This is a genomic window from Streptomyces olivochromogenes (assembly GCF_021538895.1).
Classification (GTDB): Bacteria; Actinomycetota; Actinomycetes; order Streptomycetales; family Streptomycetaceae; genus Streptomyces; species Streptomyces olivochromogenes_A.
The window spans coordinates 14,092-32,125 of record NZ_JADDRL010000083.1; the positions used below are offsets into that span (position 1 = coordinate 14,092).

Sequence of the window (18,034 nt, forward strand, 5' to 3'; positions counted from 1 at the left end):
TATGCGCAGGTCAGAGCCGCTTTCCGCCTGTCCCGAAGGACGTAGAACCATGGCCGCCACCCCGCAGAACCCTGCCGCGTCCGCGCCCCGCCGCAAGGTGAGCCGTCACCGCGGCGAGGGTCAGTGGGCCGCGGGTCACTTCACCCCGCTCAACGGCAACGAACAGTTCAAGAAGGACGACGACGGTCTCAATGTGCGGACACGCATTGAGACGATCTACTCCAAGCGCGGCTTCGACTCGATCGACCCGAACGATCTGCGCGGGCGTATGCGCTGGTGGGGGCTCTACACCCAGCGCCGGCCCGGGATCGACGGCGGCAAGACGGCGATCCTGGAGCCGGAGGAGCTGGACGACGAGTACTTCATGCTGCGGGTGCGGATCGACGGCGGACGGCTGACCACCCAGCAGCTGCGCGTCATCGGCGAGGTGTCGCAGGAGTTCGCGCGCGGCACCGCCGACATCACCGACCGGCAGAACGTGCAGTACCACTGGATCCGCATCGAGGACGTGCCCACCATCTGGGAACGCCTCGAAGCCGTCGGGCTGTCCACCACCGAGGCCTGCGGTGACACGCCCCGCGTGATCCTCGGCTCGCCGGTCGCCGGTATCGCGGCCGACGAGATCATCGACGGCACGCCGGCCATCGACGAGATCCACCGCCGGATCATCGGCAACAAGGACTTCTCCAACCTGCCGCGCAAGTTCAAGTCCGCGGTCTCCGGCTCGCCGCTGCTCGACGTGGCGCACGAGATCAACGACGTGGCGTTCGTCGGTGTCGTCCACCCCGAGCACGGGCCCGGCTTCGACCTGTGGGTCGGCGGCGGTCTGTCCACCAACCCCAAGATCGGTGTACGGCTGGGCGCCTGGGTGCCGCTGGACGAGGTCCCGGACGTCTACGAGGGCGTCATCTCGATCTTCCGCGACTACGGCTACCGGCGGCTGCGCACGCGCGCCCGCCTGAAGTTCCTGGTCGCCGACTGGGGCGTGGAGAAGTTCCGGCAGGTCCTGGAGGACGAGTACCTCCAGCGCAAGCTGGTCGACGGACCGGCGCCCGCGCAGCCCGTGGAGCGCTGGCGCGACCACGTCGGCGTGCACCGGCAGCAGGACGGACGGTTCTACGTCGGCTTCGCGCCGCGCGTCGGACGGGTCGACGGCACGACGCTCGCCAAGATCGCCGACCTCGCCGAGGCGCACGGCTCCGGCCGGGTGAGCACCACCGTCGAGCAGAAGATGATCGTGCTGGACGTGGTCGAGGACCAGGTGGACTCCCTGGTCGAGGGGTTGCAGGCGCTGGACCTCACGGTGCACCCGTCCCCGTTCCGGCGCGGCACGATGGCCTGCACCGGCATCGAGTACTGCAAGCTCGCCATCGTCGAGACGAAGGCGCGCGGCATCTCGCTGATCGACGAGCTGGAGCGCCGTATCCCGGACTTCGACGAGCCGATCACCATCAACCTCAACGGCTGCCCGAACGCCTGCGCCCGTATCCAGGTGGCGGACATCGGTCTCAAGGGGCAGCTGGTCCTCGACGACCAGGGCCGGCAGGTCGAGGGTTTCCAGGTGCACCTGGGCGGCGCGCTCGGCCTGGAGGCCGGGTTCGGCCGCAAGGTCCGCGGCCTGAAGGTGACGTCTCAGGAGCTGCCCGACTACGTCGAGCGCGTGCTCAAGCGGTTCCAGAAGGAGCGCGAGACCGGCGAACGGTTCGCCACCTGGGTCACGCGGGCTTCAGAGGAGGCTCTGTCGTGAGTGAGCGGGCCGCTCCCTTCTACTGCCCCTATTGCGGTGACGAGGACCTGCGACCGAGTGAACAGGGCCACGGCGCCTGGGAATGCGCGGCGTGCAACCGGGCCTTCCAGCTGAAGTTCCTCGGCCTGCTGGCCCGGGGTCTTGAGCGAGCCGACGACGGAGGGGACGAGCGGATATGACCACGGCTCAGCAACAGCGTACGGACGCCGAGTTGAAGGCGCTCGCCGAGCGGGCGGGACGCGAGCTGGAGGACGCCTCCGCGCTGGAGATCCTCCAGTGGGCGGCCGACACGTTCGGCCGGAGCTTCTGCGTGACCTCCTCCATGGAGGACGCGGTGGTCGCCCACCTCGCCTCCCGGGCGATGAAGGGCGTGGACGTCGTCTTCCTCGACACCGGTTACCACTTCCCGGAGACCATCGGCACCCGTGACGCGGTCGAGGCGGTGATGGACGTCAACGTCATCACGCTCACCCCGCGGCAGTCGGTGGCCGAGCAGGACGCGGAGTACGGCCCGAAGCTGCACGACCGCGACCCGGACCTGTGCTGCAAGCTGCGCAAGGTCCAGCCGCTGGAGGAGGGCCTGAAGGACTACCGGGCCTGGGCGACCGGTCTGCGCCGCGACGAGTCCCCGACCCGGGCCCACACGCCCGTCGTCGGCTGGGACGAGAAGCGCCGGAAGGTCAAGATCTCGCCGATCGCCCGCTGGACCCAGGACGACGTGGACAGGTACGTGGCCGAGCACGGCGTCCTGACCAATCCGCTGCTGATGGACGGCTACGCCTCCGTCGGCTGCGCCCCCTGCACCCGCCGCGTCCTGGCGGGCGAGGACGCGCGCGCCGGCCGCTGGGCCGGACGCGCCAAGACCGAGTGCGGGCTGCACGGCTGACGATGACCGACATACAGGAGAACGACGTGACGACCGGAGCCACCGTCTGGCTCACGGGTCTGCCGAGCGCCGGCAAGACCACCATCGCGTACGAGCTGGCCGGCCGGCTGCGCGCGGAGGGCCACCTCGTCGAGGTGCTCGACGGCGACGAGATCCGCGAGTTCATCTCGGCGGGCCTCGGCTTCAGCCGGGAGGACCGGCACACCAACGTGCAGCGCATCGGCTTCCTCGCCGAACTGCTGGCCCGCAACGGGGTCAAGGCCCTGGTGCCGGTGATCGCGCCCTACGCGGACAGCCGCGAGGCGGTCCGCAAGCGCCACGAGGAGGGCGGCACGGCGTACCTGGAGGTGCACGTGGCGACCCCGGTCGAGGTGTGCTCCGTGCGCGACGTGAAGGGTCTGTACGCCAAGCAGGCCGCGGGTGAGCTCACGGGGCTCACCGGGGTCGACGACCCGTACGAGGCACCCGAGACGCCCGACCTGCGGATCGAGTCGCAGAACCAGACGGTGCGGGAGTCCGCGGCGTCGGTGTACGCCCTGCTCAGCGAAAGGGGACTGGCATGACCGCCGCCGTGAAGCTCGAAGGGGGCACGGACAGCCCGTACGCCCTCAGCCACCTGGACGCGCTGGAGTCCGAGGCGGTGCACATCTTCCGCGAGGTGGCGGGTGAGTTCGAGCGGCCGGTGATCCTGTTCTCCGGCGGCAAGGACTCCATCGTCATGCTGCACCTCGCGCTGAAGGCCTTCGCCCCGGCGACCGTGCCATTCTCGCTGCTGCACGTGGACACCGGCCACAACTTCCCCGAGGTGCTGGAGTACCGGGACCGCACGGTGGAGAAGTACGGGCTGCGCCTGCACGTGGCCTCCGTACAGGACTACATCGACCGGGGTGTGCTCAAGGAGCGTGCCGACGGAACCCGTAACCCGCTGCAGACGCTTCCGCTCACCGAGAAGATCCAGAGCGAGAAGTTCGACGCCGTCTTCGGCGGCGGGCGCCGGGACGAGGAGAAGGCGCGCGCGAAGGAGCGGGTGTTCTCCCTGCGCGACGAGTTCTCCCAGTGGGACCCGCGCCGGCAGCGCCCCGAGCTGTGGAACCTCTACAACGGGCGGCACGCGCCCGGCGAGCACGTCCGCGTCTTCCCGCTGTCCAACTGGACCGAGCTGGACGTCTGGCAGTACATCGACCGCGAGGGCATCGAGCTGCCGCAGATCTACTTCGCGCACGAGCGCGAGGTGTTCCGGCGCGCCGGCATGTGGCTGACCGCCGGCGAGTGGGGCGGCCCGAAGGACGACGAGACCGTCGAGAAGCGCAAGGTGCGCTACCGCACCGTCGGCGACATGTCCTGCACCGGCGCCGTGGACTCGGTCGCGGTGACGCTGGACCAGGTCATCGCCGAGATCGCCGCGTCCCGGCTGACCGAGCGCGGCGCCACCCGCGCCGACGACAAGCTCTCCGAGGCCGCGATGGAAGACCGCAAGCGCGAGGGGTACTTCTAACCATGAGCACGACCACGACCGAGGAACTCTCGGCCACCACCCTGCTGCGGTTCGCCACCGCGGGCTCCGTCGACGACGGCAAGTCCACCCTCGTCGGCCGGCTGCTGCACGACTCCAAGTCGGTCCTCGCCGACCAGCTGGAGGCCGTGGAGCGGGCCTCGGCGAGCCGCGGCCAGGACGGCCCCGACCTGGCGCTCCTCACGGACGGCCTGCGTGCCGAGCGCGAGCAGGGCATCACCATCGACGTGGCCTACCGCTACTTCGCCACGCCCCGGCGCCGGTTCATCCTCGCCGACACCCCGGGCCATGTGCAGTACACCCGCAACATGGTCACCGGCGCCTCCACCGCCGAGCTCACCGTGGTCCTCGTCGACGCCCGCAACGGCGTCGTCGAGCAGACCCGGCGGCACGCGGCCATCGCCGCCCTGCTGCGCGTCCCGCACGTGGTCCTCGCCGTCAACAAGATGGACCTGGTCGACTACGAGGAGTCCGTGTTCGCCGCCATCGCCGAGGAGTTCACGGCGTACGCGATCGAGCTGGGCGTCCCGGAGGTCACCGCGATCCCGATCTCGGCGCTCGCCGGTGACAACGTCGTGGAGCCCTCCGCCGTCATGGACTGGTACGGCGGCCCGACGGTGCTGGAGCACCTGGAGACCGTCCCGGTGAGCCACGACCTCGCGCACTGCCACGCCCGGCTTCCCGTGCAGTACGTGATCCGGCCGCAGACCGCCGAGCACCCGGACTACCGGGGCTACGCGGGCCAGATCGCCGCCGGAACGTTTCGCGTCGGCGAGCGGGTGACGGTCCTGCCGTCCGGCCGGACGACGACGATCGCCGGTATCGACCTGCTGGGCGAGCCGGTCGACGTGGCCTGGACGACGCAGTCGGTGACCGTCCTGCTGGCGGACGACATCGACGTCTCGCGCGGCGACCTGATCGTGCCCGCCACGGATGCCCCGCCCACCACCCAGGACGTCGAGGCCACGGTCTGCCACGTCGCCGACCAGCCGCTCACCGTCGGCCACCGGGTGCTGCTCAAGCACGGCACCCGCACGGTCAAGGCGATCGTCAAGGACATCCCGTCCCGGCTCACGCTCAACGACCTGTCCCTGCACCCGCACCCGGGACAGCTCGTCGCCAACGACATCGGCCGGGTGAAGATCCGTACCGCCGAACCGCTGCCGGTGGACTCCTACGCGGACTCGCGCCGCACGGGTTCCTTCATCCTGATCGACCCGAGCGACGGCACCACGCTCACCGCGGGCATGGTCGGCGAGTCGTTCGCCGCCCCGGAGCCGGTCAAGGACGAGACCGAAGACGACGGTTGGGACTTCTGACCATGAAGTCGACGGATTTCTTCTCGTCGTTCGCGAAGGAGGGCGGCCGCGTCGGCAGCGGCGCCCTCGGCAGCGGGCAGGGCGGAGTCGCGCGATGTGTGCGGTGACGTACGCGCACTGCCTGCGCGCCCTCGCCCCCCACCGCAAGCGAAGACCTGCCGATCTCCCGGCCACGATCTGACGGACCGTGACCGCCGGGCCAACGAGAGGAACCCCTCCCGTGCCTGCCTCCCGCTCATCGCTCCACCGCCGCGGCCTGGCCGTGGTCGCCGCCCTCCCCCTGCTGGCGCTCGCCGCCTGCGGCTACGGGTCGAAGGCCGACGACAACACCACGGGCGCGCAGGTCGCCGCCGGCGCCAAGAAGATCGACGGCCTCGACTCCGTCAAGATCGGCTACTTCGGCAACCTCACCCACGCCACCGCCCTGGTCGGCAAGCAGAAGGGCTTCTTCCAGAAGGAGCTCGGCGCCACCCGGGCCGCGTACCAGGTCTTCAACGCGGGGCCCTCGGAGATCGAGGCCCTCAACTCGGGCTCCGTCGACATCGGCTGGATCGGTCCCTCCCCGGCGATCAACGGTTACACCAAGTCGGACGGCAAGAACCTGCGCATCGTCGGCGGTTCGGCCTCCGGCGGTGTGAAGCTCGTGGTGAACCCGAAGAAGATCAAGTCCCTGAAGGACGTCAAGGGCAAGCGGATCGCGACCCCGCAGCTGGGCAACACGCAGGACGTGGCGTTCCTGAACTGGGTCGCGGAGCAGGGCTGGAAGGTCGACGCGCAGAGCGGCCGGGGCGATGTGTCGGTGGTCCGCACCGACAACAAGGTGACGCCGGACGCCTACAAGTCGGGCTCGATCGACGGCGCCTGGGTGCCGGAGCCGACCGCGTCCAAGCTGGTCGCCGAGGGTGCCAAGGTGCTGCTCGACGAGTCGGCGCTGTGGCCGGACAAGAAGTTCGTGATCACGAACATCGTCGTGTCGCAGAAGTTCCTGAACGAGCACCCGCGGGCCGTCGAGGCGGTCCTGAAGGCCTCGGTCGAGACCAACAAGTGGATCAACGCCAACCCGGACCTGGCGAAGGCCGCTGCCAACAGGCAGCTGGGGATCGACTCCGGCAAGGCGCTGCCGGCCGACGTCCTGGACCCGGCGTGGAAGTCCATCCAGATCACCGACGACCCGCTGGCCGCCACGCTCGACACCGAGGCTGAGCATGCGGTGAAGGCGGGTCTCCTCGAGAACCCGAAGCTGGCCGGCATCTACGACCTCGCCCCGCTGAACAAGGTCCTCGTGGCCGCGGGTCAGCGCTCCGTCAACGACGCCGGTCTCGGCGTCAAGTAAGTCCGGATCCGAGATTCCCAGGAGGTGACGATCATGGCAACCGCCCTCGCCAAGGCCGATGACGTCGAGGTGGTCGAGTACGCCGCCCGCATCGAGCACGTCTCGAAGTCCTTCGCCGGGCCCGCCGGGCAGCAACTCGTCCTCGACGACATCACGCTGGATGTCGCGCCCGGCGAGTTCGTCACCCTCCTGGGGGCCTCGGGCTGCGGCAAGTCGACCCTGCTGAACCTGGTGGCGGGGCTGGACCAGCCCTCCGCCGGCAGCATCGCGACCCATGGGCGCCCCGCCCTGATGTTCCAGGAGCACGCCCTGTTCCCGTGGCTGACCGCGGGCAAGAACATCGAACTCGCCCTGAAGCTGGGGGGAGTTCCGAAGAACGAGCGCCGCGGCCGGGCCGAGGAGCTGCTCGAACTCGTACGGCTCAAGGGCTCGTACGGCAAGCGGGTGCACGAGCTGTCCGGCGGTATGCGCCAGCGCGTGGCGCTGGCCCGGGCGCTGGCGCAGGACAGCCGGCTGCTGCTGATGGACGAGCCGTTCGCGGCGCTGGACGCGATCACCCGTGACCTGCTGCACGACGAACTGACCCGGATCTGGGCGGAGACGGGGCTGTCCGTCCTGTTCGTCACGCACAACGTGCGCGAGGCGGTGCGGCTCGCGCAGCGGGTGGTGCTGCTGTCGTCCCGTCCGGGCCGGGTGGCCCGTGAGTGGCGGGTGGACATCCCGCAGCCGCGGCGCATCGAGGACGCGCCGGTCGCCGAACTGTCCCTTGAGATCACCGATGTACTGCGTGGGGAGATCCGCCGTCATGGCCAGCACTGAGACGAAGACCGCCACGGACGCGGGAAGCGTCGAGGCCGGCCTGGACGCGCTGGAGACCGCCGTCGCCGGCCGGACGCCGTTCCGGCAGACCTTCACCAGCAAGATCCTGCCGCCGCTCGTCGCCACCGCGGTGGTGCTGGTCGTGTGGCAGGCGCTGATCTCGTTCAAGATCGTCGACGATCCGACGAAGCTGCCGTCGCCCGCCGACGTGGGCAACGAGTTCAAGAGCGCCTGGCTGGAAGGCAAGCTGCTCGGCTACATCTGGACGAGTGTCTCGCGCGGTCTGCTGGGCTTCGCCTTCGCGCTGGCGATCGGCACCCCGCTCGGTCTGCTGGTGGCCCGGGTGAAGTTCGTGCGCGCGGCCATCGGCCCGGTGCTGTCCGGACTGCAGTCGCTGCCGTCCGTGGCCTGGGTGCCGCCGGCGGTGATCTGGCTGGGCCTGAACAACTCGATGATGTACGCGGTGATCCTGCTCGGCGCGGTCCCCTCCATCGCCAACGGCCTGGTCTCCGGCATCGACCAGGTGCCGCCGCTGTTCCTGCGGGCCGGCCGCACGATGGGCGCGACGGGCCTGAAGGGCGCCTGGCACATAGTCCTGCCGGCCGCGCTGCCGGGCTACCTCGCGGGTCTCAAGCAGGGCTGGGCGTTCTCCTGGCGCTCGCTGATGGCGGCGGAGATCATCGCCTCCTCCCCCGACCTGGGCATCGGCCTGGGCGCGCTGCTGGAGAACGGCCGCAACGCCAGCTCCATGGCCATGGTGTTCGAGGCGATCTTCCTGATCCTGTTCGTCGGCATCGCCATCGACCTGCTGATCTTCAGCCCGCTGGAGCGGTGGGTGCTGCGCAGCCGCGGCCTGCTGGTGAAGAGCTGATACCCATGTCCCCCAAGCCGGTCCTTCTGGTCATCGCCCACGGCAGCCGCGACCCGCGGCACGCCGCGACCGTGCACGCCCTGGTGCGGCGGGTGCGGTCGCTGCGGCCGGGGCTGCGCGTGGAGACCGGCTTCCTGGACTTCAACGTCCCGTCCGTGCACGGGGTGCTGGAGTCCCTGGCGGCACAGGGCGTACGCGACGTCGTGGCCCTACCCCTCCTGCTGACCCGCGCCTTCCACGCGAAGGCGGACATCCCCGCGGTGCTGCGGGACGCGCCGCCACGGCTGCGGATCCGGCAGGCGGAGGTGCTCGGCCCCTCCCCGCTGCTGCTGTCGGCGCTGGAGCGACGGTTGTACGAGGCGGGCCTGACACCCGCCGACAAGTCCTCGACCGGGGTCGTCCTGGCCTCGGCGGGGTCCAGTGACCCGGAGGCGATCGCAGTGATCGCAGAAATCGCGCGGGAGTGGCGGCACACCGGTTGGTGCGCCGTGCGACCTGCGTTCGCCTCCGCTGCATTTCCCGCGGGGGTCCCGCGCACCGAGGACGCCGTACGGGAGTTGCGCGCCCTCGGCTGCGAGCGCGTCGCCGTCGCCCCGTACGTCCTGGCCCCCGGCTTCCTGCCGGACCGCATCGCGCGGGGCGCGGCCGAGGCGGACGTCCTCGCCGACGTGCTCGGCCCGGCGCCGGAGGTGGCACGGCTGCTGCTGGAGCGGTACGACGCGGCGCGCGCCCCGATGCTGGCCGCCGTGGGCGCCTGACGGCCGTAGGCACCTGACGGCTGCGGGGGCCTGACGGCTGCGGGTGTCTAACGGCACAACTCGTCGCCCAGCCGGGTCCGTGCGTACCGGACGATCCTGCCGCTGCGGGTGCGGCCGAGGAGCCCCGCGTCGTAGAGGACGGCCAGGTGCTGGCTGACCGCACCGGCCGTGACGCCCAGGCGGAGGGCGAGTTCCGTGGTGGACGCCGGTTCCGCGAGCAGCAGGAGCAGGCGGGCCCGGGGGCGGCCCAGGAGCCGGATCAGGGCGCGGTCGGTGACCGGGGGCGGTTCCTCGGAGAGGATCGCCCGGCCGCGTGCCGGATAGATGAGCACCGGGGGCAGCGAGTGGTCCAGCACCGTCTGCGCGCCCTTGGCGAAGATCGTCGGCATCAGCACCAGGCCTCGCCCCGCGATGCGGATGTCACCCGAAGGCCAGGGGGCGGTGTCCGGCGGCCGGGTCAGCGACAGGTGCTCGTCGCTCCACACGAGCCGCGGATCGAGCCCGGAGAACAGCGCGCCCGCGCCCTGTTCCGCGAGCACCCGCGCTTGGTGGGCGAGATCGGCCTCCAGGATGGTCTGCACCCGCGGCCACCAGTCGGCGGCGAGACAGGTGCGCCAGTAGGCGTCGACCGCGTCCGCGAGCCGGGCGAGGAAGGCCGCGGGGTCGGCGAGGCCGCGCGCGACGACGGGCGGCAGGGCGTCCTCGGTGCGGTAGGTGGCCCGGAAGTCGGCGACGACCACGTCCACCGGAGTGGCGCGGACCTGGTCCAGTTCGTCGGCGAAGGCGGGGCGGGCCCGCTCGGGGCGCGGCGTGACGAAGTCCGGCAGCCACAGCCAGGGCGAGACGAGGGCGGTGAGCAGTTCGCGGTCGAGGGACTCCATGCGCGGGCGGATGCGGCGCAGCCAGGGCCGGTGGTGGGGATAGCGGGCCGGGTCGTGCAGACAGCGCAGGGAGAACACCGCCTCCTGCAGCGGGGAGTAGGCGAAGGAGGTGGTGGCGAGGTCGTCGACGGCGAAGCGGAACTCAATCATTGAGCGCCACGCTAAATGATTGTCGGCATCCCATGGCCCGGGGTTTCGCTGGTTCCATGACGACGACACCGGATTCCCCGGCCTCCGGCCCAGGGACGGACGCGCGCCCGGAGCGCGCCACCCGAGCCGCCGGACTGCTCCCCGCCGATCCGGCCCTGCGCAGGGCCACGCTCCTCACCGTGGTCAACTCCCTCGGCAACGGGCTCTACTTCCCGCTGGGCGTCCTGTACTTCACCCGCATCGTCGGCCTCGACGCCACCGCGGTCGGCTTCGGAATGACGGTCGCCGGGCTGGTCGGGGTCGTGGCGGGCGTCCCGGCGGGACGGGCCGCCGACCGGTGGGGCGCCCGGCAGGTGGGGGCGCTGCTGTGGGGCGGCACCGGGGTGGCCACGGCGGCCTACGTCCTGGTGGACTCGTACGCCGGTTTCCTTCTCTCGGTGGTGTGCGCGACCGGGCTGCAGATGGCCAGTCGCGGGGTGCAGGGCGCGGTCTACGCGGACGTGCTGCCCGCGGCCACCCGCGTGGAGGCGCGCGCCTATCTGCGGATGGTCACGAACGTGGGCATCGGCGTGGGCGGGGTGTTCGGGGCTGTGGCGCTCCAACTCGACACGCGGGCCGCGTATGTGATGGCGATCGTGCTGAACGCGCTGTCGTTCCTCGGGCCCGCCCTGATGGTGCGCCGGCTGCCGCTGGCGCCGCACGCACGGGACCGGCAGCCGCACGCGGCCGACGCACCGGCCGCCGACCGCTGGCGCGCGGTGCGGGACCTGCCGTATCTGACGGTGACCGTGCTGAACGCGGTGCTGTGCGTGCAGTACACCCTGATCGAGGTCGGTCTGCCCCTGTGGATCGTCGAGCGGACCGAGGCGCCGCGCTGGACGGCGGCCCTGTTGCTGATCGTCAACTGCGTGCTGGTGGCGCTGCTCCAGGTGCGGGTGGCCCGCGGTGCCTCCCAAGTCCCCTCCGCGGTACGGGCGATGGGCTGGGCGGGCCCGCTGCTCACCGCGTCCTGCGCCGTGTACGCCGTGTCGGCGGGGCTGCCCGCGGTGTGGGCCGTGCTGGCGCTGACCGTGGGCGCGGTGGTACACGTCTTCGCCGAGGTGCTGGCCGCCGCGGGCGGCTGGACGCTGGGCTACGAACTCGCCGACGCCCGCGCCCACGGCGTCTACCAGGGTGTGTTCGGTGCGGGGATGTCGGCCGGGATGATGGCGGGCCCGGCGCTGGTCACGGTGACCGCGATCCAGCACGGCAGGGTGGGCTGGGCGCTGCTGGGCGTGATGTTCGCGGCGGCCGGTCTCGCGGTGCGTCCCGCCGTGCGCTGGGCACGACGGGACGGTGACTGGCGGGGCGAGCCCGCCTGACGGGGCGAGCCCGCCCTGCGGGGCGTTGGGCCGTCCGCGGTCCGGCGCTCCCCTGTGACGTCGGTCCGCGGACGACCGGCCGGCACACGGCTACCGGCTCGCCCGAGCCGGTATGCCGCATCCCGCTTTTGATACTGCGTCGCCGGCGCCGAACGTGTCACACCAGGGGAGTTTTCCGTCGCAGTCGAACCGAAATGGCCAACAGACCGCCGTTATGGGGCAGTTGCTCGGGTCGTCGCGGTGACCGTGGCCGCGGGTCCGGTGCCGGCCGCCGTCACCGCCGCGACGGTCACGGTGTAGGACGTGCCGGGCCGCAGCCCGCCGATCACCCGGAACATGCCCTTGGCGGAGGGCTGGGTGACCAGGACGTCCCGGCCGGTGACGCCGATCGGATCCCGGCCGTCGGAGACCGTCACCCGGTAGCCGACGACCTTCGCGTCGCCCGTGGCGGTCGGCGGGGTCCAGGCGAGGGTCGCCGCGGTTGCCGCCGTACGCAGCTTGGGACTTGTCGGCGCTCCGGGCAGCGTGCTCGCGGCCGTCGGTGCCAGCGGTGCCGAGGCGAGGGACGGGGCACTGCTGCCGCGGGCGTTGGCCGCGGTGACCGTCACCCTGAACGGCCCGCCGGACGAGGGCAGTCCGCCGATCCGCACGAGCGCCGTGCGCTTGAACTCCGCTGCGGAGACGGCCTGTTCGGCGACGTTGCCCCCCGACGTGTCGTAGGCCCGCGCCGTGTACCCGGTCACCGGTGAACCCCCGGCCACGAAGCTGGGGTTGAAGGTGACGTACAGGGCGTCGACGCCCGCGGTGGTCGTCCCGACCCGGGACGGCGGTTCGGGGACGGACGGCGCCGCGACGGTGCGCTCCAGCAGGACGCGGTAGGGCCGCTCCAGTCCGGCGTTGCCCAGGATCTCCGGTGGGACGTCGGAGGGGGACGCCATGATCCGGTTGCCCGTGGTGACGAGGCCCTTGTTGTCGCCGTCGGCCGTGCCCTCCTCCCACCAGTTGTCCTGCACGAGGGTCGGGTCGTTGTTGCCGAGGCCGTCGCGGTAGTCGGTGTGGCGGGAGGCGACGTTGGCGTACGAGGCGTGGTGGAGCACGTTGCCCCGGACCGTCTCGTAGGTGCAGCCGTTGTCGGTGTAGACGCTCTTGCCGAGGCCCCACTGGTCGTGGACGACGTTGCCGGTGACCTTCTCGCCGTCGGCCATCGAGGTGCCGGTCAGGCCTTGGGTGTAGATGCCGCCGCCGTCGTCGAGCATCTGCATGTAGTCGAAGATCAGGTTGTCGCGCACGGCGTTGCCGTGGCTCGGGTTGGGGGTGGCGGGGTCGCCGATCTTGTCGGGCCAGCCGCCCCAGCCCAGGGAGATCGCGGAGTAGCCGACGTGGTCGATCTGGTTGTGGGCGATGGTGTTGTCGTGGGTGTAGCCGTTGAGGACGGCGACTCCGCCGTGGTACTCGCGGGGCAGGCCGTAGAGGTGATTGTTCGTCACCGTCACGCCGGACGCCGGGGTCTGCCCGTCCACACCGCCGATCTCCAGACCGTTGCCGGAGATGTCGGTGAAGATGCTGCCGGTGACGGCCGCGTCCTCGCTGCCCGTCCCCAACTCCAGCCCGGAAGCGCCGAGATGGGCGAAGACGTCGTCGGCGAACTCGATGCGCCGCCCGTGTGTGACGGACACGTTGCCCGGCATCTTCGTCCAGGACGCGAAGGGGCAGGTGCCGCCCTCGACGTACCGGCACAGCCCCTGGGTGGCCCATCCCTTGTCGCCGGTGATGGTGTAGCCGGCCTGGATCTCGGAGAAGCCCTCGGGGGTGGAGGGGGTCAGCCAGGTCGCGTAGCTGAACCGGAGCCCGCGCAGGGCGATGTCGTGGACGGGGGCGTCGGCGGTGCCCCGCCCGTCGAGCAGTTTCTCCGCGGACGCCGCCTCGACGTCGGCGCGGGCGAGGTCCTCGCCCTTGTGGGGCAGGTAGTAGACGGTGCGGGACCCCTTGTCCAGGTACCACTCGCCGGGCTGGTCGAGGAGTTCGTAGGCGTTCTCGACGTACGACGGCCTGCCGCCGTTGGTGAGGTGCCCCGGGCCGACCATGCTGACGGTGCGGCCGGGGATGTCGGGGAACTCGACCCGCTTGTTGGAGTTGTCCCAGCAGGGCTGGGCCATCGTGATGGTGGTGCCCTCGGCGGAGGCGACCGGGCAGCGGGGCTCGGTCCACTGGCCCAGCCCGTTGCGCTCGACGTTCCACAGGGCCTCGCCGCTGGTGTAGACGAACTCGGCGTCGGCCGGACGCTTCCAGTGGGCGAGGGTGTCGGAGGACGCGGTGTAGCCGGTGGCGGTCTGGGTGAGGGTGACCGGTACGGCCCCGCGGGCCCGCTGGGCGCGCACTCCGCCGACGTACAACTGCCGTGTGGCGGCGAGCCCTTGAGGTGCGCGCGCGGACCACAGACCCGGCCGCCCCGGTACCGGGTGCCAGCCGGTGACCCGGCGGCCGCCGCTGATGACGGTGTCGCCGGTGCCCTGCCAGATCACCCGGTGGCCGTTCGTGCCGGAGTCGCGGGCGTCGAGGACGAGCGGCCCGGTGCGGCGGTAGGTGCCGGGCGCCAGGTGGACCGTGAGGTCGGCGCTCAGGTTCCCGGCCCTGGCGCGGACCAGGTCGCGGGCGCGCTCCAGGGTGCGGACGGGATGTCGCGGGGTGCCGTCGGCGTGGTCGTCGCCGGCGGGTGAGACGTGGACGTCCGAGGAGGCGGCCCGCAGCGGGGCGGCGAGGGCCGAGGGCCCGGCCACCACCCCGAGGACGAGGCCGGCGGAGGCGAGGGTGACGAGGGCGGCTCTTCGGTGCGTGGGCATGTACCCCTCCCGTGGGATCAGCCTGTACCCAACGCCCGGAAAGGTAGGAGCACTTGGATGCGCCAGTCAATGAAAGCGACCGGAAATGACGCGGATCCTCCGACTGGCCGAGAAGTCATCCGATCAGTCGGAGCGGAGCGCTCCCGTGCCCAGTCGGGGATCCCGGCCGCTCGCCGCCAGCGCCCGGTCGAAGACGGGCGCGTCCTCGGGCACGGGCACCGGGTCGGCGAAGCCGTCGTACTGCCGGTAGAGAGCGCCGTGGGTCTCGACCACGTCGTGGACGAGGCGGGCGGCCCCCTCCGAGACGCGGTACTCCTGACCGGTGGCGGTGGCGACGTCCCAGCCGTGCACCGCCATCTCCTTGATGATCATCGAGGCGAGTTCGGCCGCCGGCATCTTCGCCATGCCTAGATCGACCTCGCCCTCCCACACCGCCGGGTCCGCCCAGAGGGCGACGGCACGGTCCAGCTGGGCGGCGTAGACCTCGGCCCAGTCCGCGTCCGCCGTGAAGTCGCGGGCGGTCAGCTCCTCGGGGAGCTGGGTGCGCCGGGCGCGGTGTTCCAGGCCGTAGGAGGTGTAGAGGACCCAGTGGTTGACGAGGGCGCGCACGTCCCAGTCGGGGCAGTGGGTCGGGTCGGCCAGCCGCGCCGCCGGGACGCCGCGCGCGACACGCGCGGCCTCGGCGGCACATTCGATCATGTACGGGTGCATGTCTTCGTGCGTCATGCGCCCCACGCTAGGCAGGCCGCGCTCAGCCCTCTTGAACAAACGCGACAGCCTCGTCCGCCCGCCGGACGAGCTCGGCGACGGGCATCGAGCCGGGGGCCCGCCGCTCCCGCGCGAACGCGTTGGCGAGCCGCTGGAGCAGCTCGTTCAGCGGGGTCGGTACGCCGTGCAGGCGCCCCAGCAGGACGATCTCGCCGTTGAGATGGTCGGCCTCGATGGTGCCGGTGCCCCGGCTCAGCGACTGCCAGGAGGAGCCGCCGCCGCGCGGGGCTCCTTCGAGCGGGACGAGGGTGACCTTGTCGCCGCGCGCCTCCTGTTGCTCCTCGGCGCTCACGTGGGTGATCCCGGCGGCGTCGAGCACCCGCTCGCCCTCGGCCCGCACCCGGGCGTACAGGGCCCGCGCGGCCTCGTCCTCGACCGGGCCGCTGATCGCCTCGACGGCGTTGCCGAGGTTGCCGAGCAGCTTGGCGTACTGCCAGCGGGCGACGTCGGTCACGACCGGCGCCTCGAAGTGGGCGGCCGCCAGGTCGGCGGCGATCCGCCGGGCGGTGTCGTCGCTGCCGTGCGGGTAGCGGCCGAGGTGCAGGATGCCGGTGAGCGGGGTGCCGGCGGCCGAGACGACCCCGGGTTCGACGAGGGTCGAGGGCAGCCAGACGCAGACGCCGTACACCCGCCGGAAGCGGCGCAGGGCAAGGCGCGGGCTCTCCACCCCGTTCTGCGCGCACACCAGCGGCAGTCGCTCCTGCGCCGTACCGCCGCCCGCGACCGGCACCGGGCCCCAGGTGTCCAGCGCGGCCACGCTGTCCTGCGTCTTCACGGCGAGCACGAGCACGTCGTCGGCCCGCAGTTCGCCGAGCGGGCCGGGCCCGTCCACGACGGGCAGCCGGTACGTCAGCTCGCCCTCCGGCACCCGCAGCCGCAGCCCCCGCTCGTCCAGCGCCGTGTGGTGCTTGCCCCGCGCGACGAGCACGACCTCGCGCCCGGCCTGGGCCAGCCGTCCCCCGACGGTGCCGCCGACCGCGCCTGCCCCGATGATGATGTAGCGCATACCGAGGAGCCTCGCACAGTTGACCTTGCCCCTGGGGCAGAGTCGAGGGTGCGGGCATGGACGACCTCTATCTGCGGCAGACGCCGTACAGCGACCCGGGCGCCCTCGACGTCGTCGGCCTGCCCCGCGATCCGCGTGAACTCACCGCTGTCGTACGCGGTCTGATCCTCCATCGGCTGGAGGGCGAGCGGATCGGGTACGACATCCCCGAGGAGCGGCTGCACCACGACGGCGAGTCCCGGTACGTCACGGAGATCCTGCGGATCCTGCGCTCCCGCAAGGACGCTCCGCTCACCGAGAAGCGGTCCTACGACGAGCAGTTCGTCGGCACGTGCCGCGACTACGCCCTCCTGCTGTGCGCGCTGCTGCGGGCGACCGGGACCCCGGCCCGCCTCCGGGGCGGCTACGGCACGTACTTCGTCGACGGCTTCCACGACGACCACTGGGTCACCGAGTACCAACGGCCGGACGGGACTTGGCGGTTGGCCGACCCCCAGGTGTCCGCCGACCTCTACGACGTACCCTTCGACCCGCTGGACGTGCCCCGGGACCGGTTCGTCGTGGCGGGGCAGGCGTGGCGGGCGTGCCGGGCAGGTCGGGCCGATCCGGAGACGTTCGGGGTCTGGGTCGATCCCGGACTGCGGGGCATGTGGCTCGTGTTCAACTCCGTCGTCCTGGACCTCGCGGCCCTCAACGGCACCGAGCCACTGCCCTGGGACGGCTGGGGGCTCGCGGGACCGGAGAGCTACGCGTCGCTGACCGAGGACGACTTCGCCCTGATCGACGCCGTTGCCGCGGCCGGTACGACGGAGGAGTACCGGCACCTCCACGAGGACCCACGACTCGCCGTACCCCGCGAGATCCTCTCCTGCTCGCCCTTCCTCGGCCCGCGGACGGTCACTCTTCCCCGGCCGTGAGCTCCACCAGCTTCATGACGGTGTTCCAGTTCCGGGTCGTGGCGATCAGCCCCTTGGTGATCCGCGGCCGGGACAGGACCGCCGCCAGCCTGGACTGGCCGAGGCCCGCCGGGACGTACAGGTACAGCGCGCGGTCGCCGAGCCGGAACTCCTCGGGGAGGTGGGCGGCCTGGTCGATCTCCGCGAAGCGCTCGGCGGTGACCGGCGCGGAGAAGTACATGACGTGGAGCTCCTTGCCCTGCAGCTCGGCCGCCGGGAAGGGGCAGGCGTCGGCCACCGCCGCCAGATAGGCGTGGTCGCGCACGATCACCTCGACAAAGAACCCGAAGTGCTTCTCGATCGCCTCGGTGAGTTCCGCGGCCAGGGACTCCTCGTCGCCGTGGCCGGCCGCGAACACGGCCTGGCCGCTCTGCAGATGGGTGCGTACGGCGTCGTGGCCGAGGCGCTCCATGAGCGCGCGCAGCTCGGCCATCGGGAGCTTCTTGCTGCCGCCCACGTTGATTCCGCGCAGCAGCGCCGCGTACATCGTCATCCGGACACCATAGAGCGGCCGTCGTGCCCCGTGGGGGTGGGCACGACGGCCGCCGCCCGTCGCCGGGCTGCGCGAAACTCTCGCCGATCGGGCGGCCCGGATCAACCGATACACGCAGCTGTGACTTGTTCAACAAGCTTTCGTAATCACAAAGTGGATCTCTGCCGACGGATCGGACGTCCTACGGGTGCGAGCTCACCCCGTCCCTGATCACCGTCCCCGAGAAGCGCGGATAGATGTAAGGGGCCTTCATCCTCCTCAGCGGTGAGAGGCCGGTGCCGGACTTCACCGGGCAGCAGGACGAGATCTTCTTATCCGGCCCATACCTTCGAA

Annotated in this window: 17 protein-coding genes; 12 read left to right on the top strand and 5 right to left on the bottom strand. The window is 71.5% G+C overall.

The features are described from left to right. Positions 1-49 precede the first annotated feature (49 nt). The 10 genes from IPZ69_RS32740 (at position 50) to IPZ69_RS32785 (ending at position 9,246) form a co-directional block, all read left to right on the top strand. Positions 50-1,747, top strand: a complete 1,698-nt coding sequence (locus tag IPZ69_RS32740; protein ID WP_235458290.1) for a nitrite/sulfite reductase — start codon at positions 50-52, stop codon at positions 1,745-1,747. Further along, positions 1,744-1,926 (top strand): hypothetical protein, encoded by a 183-nt coding sequence (locus tag IPZ69_RS32745; protein WP_235458291.1) that lies wholly within the window; start codon positions 1,744-1,746, stop codon positions 1,924-1,926. The genes IPZ69_RS32740 and IPZ69_RS32745 overlap by 4 nt, the downstream gene beginning before the upstream one ends. After that, the gene (locus IPZ69_RS32750) at positions 1,923-2,633 is read left to right on the top strand and encodes a phosphoadenylyl-sulfate reductase (RefSeq protein WP_235458292.1); all 711 of its coding nucleotides are present in this window, start codon (positions 1,923-1,925) and stop codon (positions 2,631-2,633) included. The genes IPZ69_RS32745 and IPZ69_RS32750 overlap by 4 nt, the downstream gene beginning before the upstream one ends. A 26-nt stretch (positions 2,634-2,659) precedes the next feature. Then, the gene (gene cysC, locus IPZ69_RS32755; RefSeq protein ID WP_235458312.1) at positions 2,660-3,196 is read left to right on the top strand and encodes an adenylyl-sulfate kinase; all 537 of its coding nucleotides are present in this window, start codon (positions 2,660-2,662) and stop codon (positions 3,194-3,196) included. After that, positions 3,193-4,128, top strand: coding sequence for a sulfate adenylyltransferase subunit CysD (cysD, locus tag IPZ69_RS32760; protein ID WP_235458293.1), 936 nt, complete (start codon positions 3,193-3,195; stop codon positions 4,126-4,128). Before cysC ends, cysD begins: the two co-directional genes overlap by 4 nt. 2 nt (positions 4,129-4,130) lie before the next feature. After that, positions 4,131-5,465: a sulfate adenylyltransferase subunit 1 gene (locus IPZ69_RS32765; protein ID WP_235458294.1), complete on the top strand. Its 1,335-nt coding sequence runs from the start codon at positions 4,131-4,133 to the stop codon at positions 5,463-5,465. 220 nt (positions 5,466-5,685) lie between these two features. Beyond that, positions 5,686-6,798: an aliphatic sulfonate ABC transporter substrate-binding protein gene (locus tag IPZ69_RS32770; protein WP_235458295.1), complete on the top strand. Its 1,113-nt coding sequence runs from the start codon at positions 5,686-5,688 to the stop codon at positions 6,796-6,798. A 33-nt stretch (positions 6,799-6,831) separates the two neighbouring features. Further along, complete coding sequence (locus tag IPZ69_RS32775; RefSeq protein ID WP_235458296.1) at positions 6,832-7,617, top strand: ABC transporter ATP-binding protein; 786 nt, start codon at positions 6,832-6,834, stop codon at positions 7,615-7,617. After that, a complete protein-coding gene (locus IPZ69_RS32780) occupies positions 7,604-8,488 on the top strand; it encodes an ABC transporter permease (RefSeq protein ID WP_235458297.1) in 885 nt (294 codons plus the stop codon). The genes IPZ69_RS32775 and IPZ69_RS32780 overlap by 14 nt, the downstream gene beginning before the upstream one ends. A 5-nt stretch (positions 8,489-8,493) precedes the next feature. Further along, positions 8,494-9,246 carry a sirohydrochlorin chelatase gene (locus tag IPZ69_RS32785; RefSeq protein ID WP_235458298.1) on the top strand — a complete coding sequence of 251 codons (753 nt, stop codon included), beginning with the start codon at positions 8,494-8,496 and terminating at the stop codon, positions 9,244-9,246. A 47-nt stretch (positions 9,247-9,293) separates the two neighbouring features. On the opposite strand, the gene IPZ69_RS32790 is transcribed toward IPZ69_RS32785, so the two are convergent. Continuing rightward, entirely contained in the window at positions 9,294-10,277 is a 984-nt protein-coding gene (locus IPZ69_RS32790) for an ArsR/SmtB family transcription factor (RefSeq protein ID WP_235458299.1), read from the bottom strand. A 56-nt stretch (positions 10,278-10,333) separates the two neighbouring features. On the opposite strand from IPZ69_RS32790, the gene IPZ69_RS32795 reads away from it, so the two are divergent. Beyond that, positions 10,334-11,638 carry an MFS transporter gene (locus IPZ69_RS32795; RefSeq protein WP_235458300.1) on the top strand — a complete coding sequence of 435 codons (1,305 nt, stop codon included), beginning with the start codon at positions 10,334-10,336 and terminating at the stop codon, positions 11,636-11,638. A gap of 212 nt (positions 11,639-11,850) precedes the next feature. Here the strand turns inward: IPZ69_RS32795 and IPZ69_RS32800 are convergent, their stop codons facing one another. From IPZ69_RS32800 to IPZ69_RS32810, 3 genes are all read right to left on the bottom strand, one after another. Continuing rightward, complete coding sequence (locus IPZ69_RS32800) at positions 11,851-14,478, bottom strand: right-handed parallel beta-helix repeat-containing protein (RefSeq protein ID WP_235458301.1); 2,628 nt, start codon at positions 14,476-14,478, stop codon at positions 11,851-11,853. Between the two features lie 123 nt (positions 14,479-14,601). Beyond that, positions 14,602-15,204 (bottom strand): TIGR03086 family metal-binding protein, encoded by a 603-nt coding sequence (locus IPZ69_RS32805; RefSeq protein ID WP_235458302.1) that lies wholly within the window; start codon positions 15,202-15,204, stop codon positions 14,602-14,604. A 25-nt stretch (positions 15,205-15,229) separates the two neighbouring features. Beyond that, positions 15,230-16,252, bottom strand: a complete 1,023-nt coding sequence (locus IPZ69_RS32810) for a ketopantoate reductase family protein (RefSeq protein ID WP_235458303.1) — start codon at positions 16,250-16,252, stop codon at positions 15,230-15,232. Positions 16,253-16,308: 56 nt separating this feature from the next. On the opposite strand from IPZ69_RS32810, the gene IPZ69_RS32815 reads away from it, so the two are divergent. Next, positions 16,309-17,169, top strand: coding sequence for a transglutaminase domain-containing protein (locus IPZ69_RS32815; protein ID WP_235458304.1), 861 nt, complete (start codon positions 16,309-16,311; stop codon positions 17,167-17,169). Here IPZ69_RS32815 and IPZ69_RS32820 read toward each other — a convergent pair. Continuing rightward, complete coding sequence (locus IPZ69_RS32820) at positions 17,150-17,701, bottom strand: DUF1697 domain-containing protein (RefSeq protein ID WP_374294651.1); 552 nt, start codon at positions 17,699-17,701, stop codon at positions 17,150-17,152. The genes IPZ69_RS32815 and IPZ69_RS32820 overlap by 20 nt on opposite strands. Between the last annotated feature and the right edge of the window lie 333 nt (positions 17,702-18,034).

Excerpts from the sequence above, each read along its gene's own strand:
- IPZ69_RS32780 (WP_235458297.1), top strand. The coding sequence starts at position 7,604 with ATGGCCAGCACTGAGACGAAGACCGCCACGGACGCGGGAAGCGTCGAG.
- IPZ69_RS32810 (WP_235458303.1), bottom strand. The coding sequence starts at position 16,252 with ATGCGCTACATCATCATCGGGGCAGGCGCGGTCGGCGGCACCGTCGGG.
- IPZ69_RS32765 (WP_235458294.1), top strand. The coding sequence starts at position 4,131 with ATGAGCACGACCACGACCGAGGAACTCTCGGCCACCACCCTGCTGCGG.
- IPZ69_RS32820 (WP_374294651.1), bottom strand. The coding sequence starts at position 17,701 with ATGACGATGTACGCGGCGCTGCTGCGCGGAATCAACGTGGGCGGCAGC.
- IPZ69_RS32805 (WP_235458302.1), bottom strand. The coding sequence starts at position 15,204 with ATGACGCACGAAGACATGCACCCGTACATGATCGAATGTGCCGCCGAG.
- cysD (WP_235458293.1), top strand. The coding sequence starts at position 3,193 with ATGACCGCCGCCGTGAAGCTCGAAGGGGGCACGGACAGCCCGTACGCC.
- IPZ69_RS32775 (WP_235458296.1), top strand. The coding sequence starts at position 6,832 with ATGGCAACCGCCCTCGCCAAGGCCGATGACGTCGAGGTGGTCGAGTAC.
- IPZ69_RS32800 (WP_235458301.1), bottom strand. The coding sequence starts at position 14,478 with ATGCCCACGCACCGAAGAGCCGCCCTCGTCACCCTCGCCTCCGCCGGC.
- IPZ69_RS32790 (WP_235458299.1), bottom strand. The coding sequence starts at position 10,277 with ATGATTGAGTTCCGCTTCGCCGTCGACGACCTCGCCACCACCTCCTTC.
- IPZ69_RS32740 (WP_235458290.1), top strand. The coding sequence starts at position 50 with ATGGCCGCCACCCCGCAGAACCCTGCCGCGTCCGCGCCCCGCCGCAAG.
- IPZ69_RS32815 (WP_235458304.1), top strand. The coding sequence starts at position 16,309 with ATGGACGACCTCTATCTGCGGCAGACGCCGTACAGCGACCCGGGCGCC.
- IPZ69_RS32750 (WP_235458292.1), top strand. The coding sequence starts at position 1,923 with ATGACCACGGCTCAGCAACAGCGTACGGACGCCGAGTTGAAGGCGCTC.
- IPZ69_RS32795 (WP_235458300.1), top strand. The coding sequence starts at position 10,334 with ATGACGACGACACCGGATTCCCCGGCCTCCGGCCCAGGGACGGACGCG.
- IPZ69_RS32785 (WP_235458298.1), top strand. The coding sequence starts at position 8,494 with ATGTCCCCCAAGCCGGTCCTTCTGGTCATCGCCCACGGCAGCCGCGAC.